3 protein-coding genes are annotated in these 2726 nt (G+C 33.1%); 1 reads left to right on the top strand and 2 read right to left on the bottom strand.

Annotation, left to right across the window (positions count from 1 at the left end):
• Window positions 1-176: 176 nt before the first annotated feature.
• A complete protein-coding gene (gene gerD, locus D8M03_RS17395; protein ID WP_121216037.1) occupies window positions 177-794 on the bottom strand; it encodes a spore germination lipoprotein GerD in 618 nt (205 codons plus the stop codon).
• A 149-nt stretch (window positions 795-943) separates the two neighbouring features.
• Here gerD and D8M03_RS17390 point away from each other — a divergent pair, with 149 nt between their 5' ends.
• Complete coding sequence (locus D8M03_RS17390) at window positions 944-1618, top strand: KinB-signaling pathway activation protein (protein ID WP_121216036.1); 675 nt, start codon at window positions 944-946, stop codon at window positions 1616-1618.
• A 75-nt stretch (window positions 1619-1693) separates the two neighbouring features.
• Here D8M03_RS17390 and D8M03_RS17385 read toward each other — a convergent pair whose 3' ends face one another.
• Window positions 1694-2350, bottom strand: coding sequence for a hypothetical protein (locus tag D8M03_RS17385; protein ID WP_121216035.1), 657 nt, complete (start codon window positions 2348-2350; stop codon window positions 1694-1696).
• Window positions 2351-2726: the final 376 nt, after the last annotated feature.

Genomic DNA, 2726 nt, shown 5'->3' with positions numbered 1-2726 from the left:
TTTACTTTTATAACTACCAACGCTTCCAAAAACGACTCAACCACCTGGCACCGATAGAATATCGACACCAGATGGCTGCTTAGTCTCTTTTAAAGCTGTCTACTTGACTGGGGTAAGTCCAGGGACACCTCTTTTCTTTAGATATGGGAGGTTGAAAGCAATGTAATAGGGTTCATTTACGAACCACCACCGTCTTCTTCTTTACCGCCACCGCCTTCTTTACCACCACTGCCACCTTCTTTACCGCCACCTTCTCCACCACCGGAAGTTTCTCCGCTCTTTTTAATAATTTCTATCCATTGTGTTTGTAAAAGTGGGTCTTGGAGAGTTTCCATAACGACTTCTTCCATTTGTTTTCGTAATGTAGCGCCTTTTAAGATGGATTCAAGCTCCTTTTGCATATCTGCTTGTCCGAAAAACTTGACTAAATCTTCTTGATAGGAAGCATTTTTTATAAGATCCTTCATAATATCAGTTTGTTGTTCTTTCAAACTTTTTGCCATAGCTTCTTTGAATTTTGGATCTTCATATGTTTTCTTCCAAAAATCTTCTGCATCTTTTGAAAGTAATGTAGTATTGATGGCAGTTTCTATTTGATCATGTTCCAGAATAATTAGTTCTCGGAAACTTGGATCTTCTAATAGTTGACGAATGGCTTTTTTGCCGTCTTCTGTTTGAACAGCGTCAATTACCATCTTTTTAACCTCATCATATGAAAGGTTGTTATTTGTATTTTCGGAACAGCTAGCAAGCAGTAGTACGACAAACAAAAGGGAGAATATACGGTTTAGCACAAGTATCAGTCCTTTCTTAAAGACTCTCTTTCATTTATTGTTCACATTCTTGCGTATAATATGTATGCATTTATGACTTCAATAGCTTTTTTACAATTGCATTGATAAAATATAAAGGTATATTGTGAAAAGATGGAGGACGTTTTGTCGTGACAATACGAAATTGGGTTAAGTTTTTCTTTATGTGTTTAGTTGTTGGCGGTGGTGTTACAGCGATTGCAGGAATCATCATACGTTGGAACTTCTTCCAACCCTATCTAGCGGAGGGGCAAATTGGTGAATTTTTAGCTGCCTTTGTGTGGATGATAGTACTAGGATTTACTATGAGCGTTATCGCACAAGCTGGCTTTTTTGCGTATTTAACATTACATCAAGTGGGCATTGGTATTTTTAAAACGTTAACGCTTTGGAACTGGGTACAAGTTCTACTAATGATTATTGTTATTTTTGATTTAGTCGTGTTCCGTTTTGCGCCAAGTGCTGATAATTTCGGCGATTGGGTCTTTTATATCGGCCTTTTAATTTTTTTAATTTTTGGTGCGTTAGCTACAGCCATGAAGAAAGTGCAGTTAACTGGAAAAAAACATGTATTAATTTCTTCTATGTTCTTCATGATTGTAATTACCTCATTAGAATGGATTATTGCTTTAATGGGGCGCCAAGAAAATATTGATACATATGTTGCATTATTATTGTTCCCATTAATTGCGGTAAATGCCTACCAATTATTAGCTTTACCGAAATATAATCAAAAATCAGATGAAGATCGAAAAAAATTAGAACAACGTCGAAAAGCTCGAACACTTGCAAGCGAAGGTAAGTAAAGGAAAATTTCAAACGCATAAAATAAAACTCCACAATAAAAAAGGCTATTACCAATTGGTAGTAGCCCTTTGTTTTTATGGCATCTTTTTTGTTTTAATCGAATAACCAAAGACATTTTCTTCAATAGAAATAAACTTTTCCCTTTCAAGTAACTTTGAAATATCCTCAAATGTAAAAGTAGATTTTTCATGAATTGGGAAAGAGACGATTGCGCCGTTCGTTGTTTTATAATTTTTAGTATAAATAACAGAAGGGGACAATAAGTTCACCTCTTCTTTAAACACCGTTTGCATTAGTTTAGGGTTAAATTCATAATCCGAAGTCATATACCATAAAGGCTTGTTTTCAAAATGTTTCTGATAAATTGCCAAATCTTTATTAAATTTATTAATTGTATCATTATCCTCATCTACAGCCCCTTTTCCGCCTAAAAGTCCAGTTGGGATATTTCGATTTTTTATGATTTCAACAAGTTTAGGAGAACGATCAATCCAAGCTGCATCTAACATTAATAATGGATAAGGCTTGTTCACTGTTTGTAACCATTCTTCTAATCCTTCATGGGAGAAGGATATTTCCACAATAAGAGATTGTCCATAATGACCTTTAGAGATAACAATAGGATCTTCCGTCATCCGGAATACAGAGACTAATGATTCTTTTTGTGGAAAAACAACAAACAATGTTACTAATAACATTACTGTTATAGTTAGCAACAATTTACGAAACATGTATCTTCTCCTTTTTTACTAAGTTTCATATATAAAATAGTGCTTCATAAAAACCTTATGAATTTATATTGACTTTCATGATTTTTTTATTGTATTATATTTAAGTTGTTATTTATTCTATTGATTTTTTATATATAGTACTTCTTTAAATTAATGAAGTTGTTTTTTGAAAAAATATAAAAAATGTTGTTGACAACAAATGATACAATGGCTATACTAATAAAAGTTGCTTTCGACTGAAAGTAATATTGATTGATGAACTTTGAAAACTGAACAACAAAACGTTAATGAATATAGTTTCTCATTAAATTGAGGAACAAAATTTTGGACATCAATTTTGATGCCAGCAATTTTTTGAGCTTTATCAAATTCTTTT

The sequence above is a fragment of the Ureibacillus endophyticus genome (assembly GCF_003628435.1).
GTDB classification, from domain to species: Bacteria; Bacillota; Bacilli; order Bacillales_A; family Planococcaceae; genus Ureibacillus; species Ureibacillus endophyticus.
The sequence above is the reverse complement of the archived record's forward strand: the minus strand, read 5'-3'. Positions and strand labels throughout refer to the sequence as shown.

Bases quoted from the DNA above. Each gene is read 5' to 3' on its own strand.
- D8M03_RS17385 (WP_121216035.1), bottom strand. From the start codon at position 2,350: ATGTTTCGTAAATTGTTGCTAACTATAACAGTAATGTTATTAGTAACA.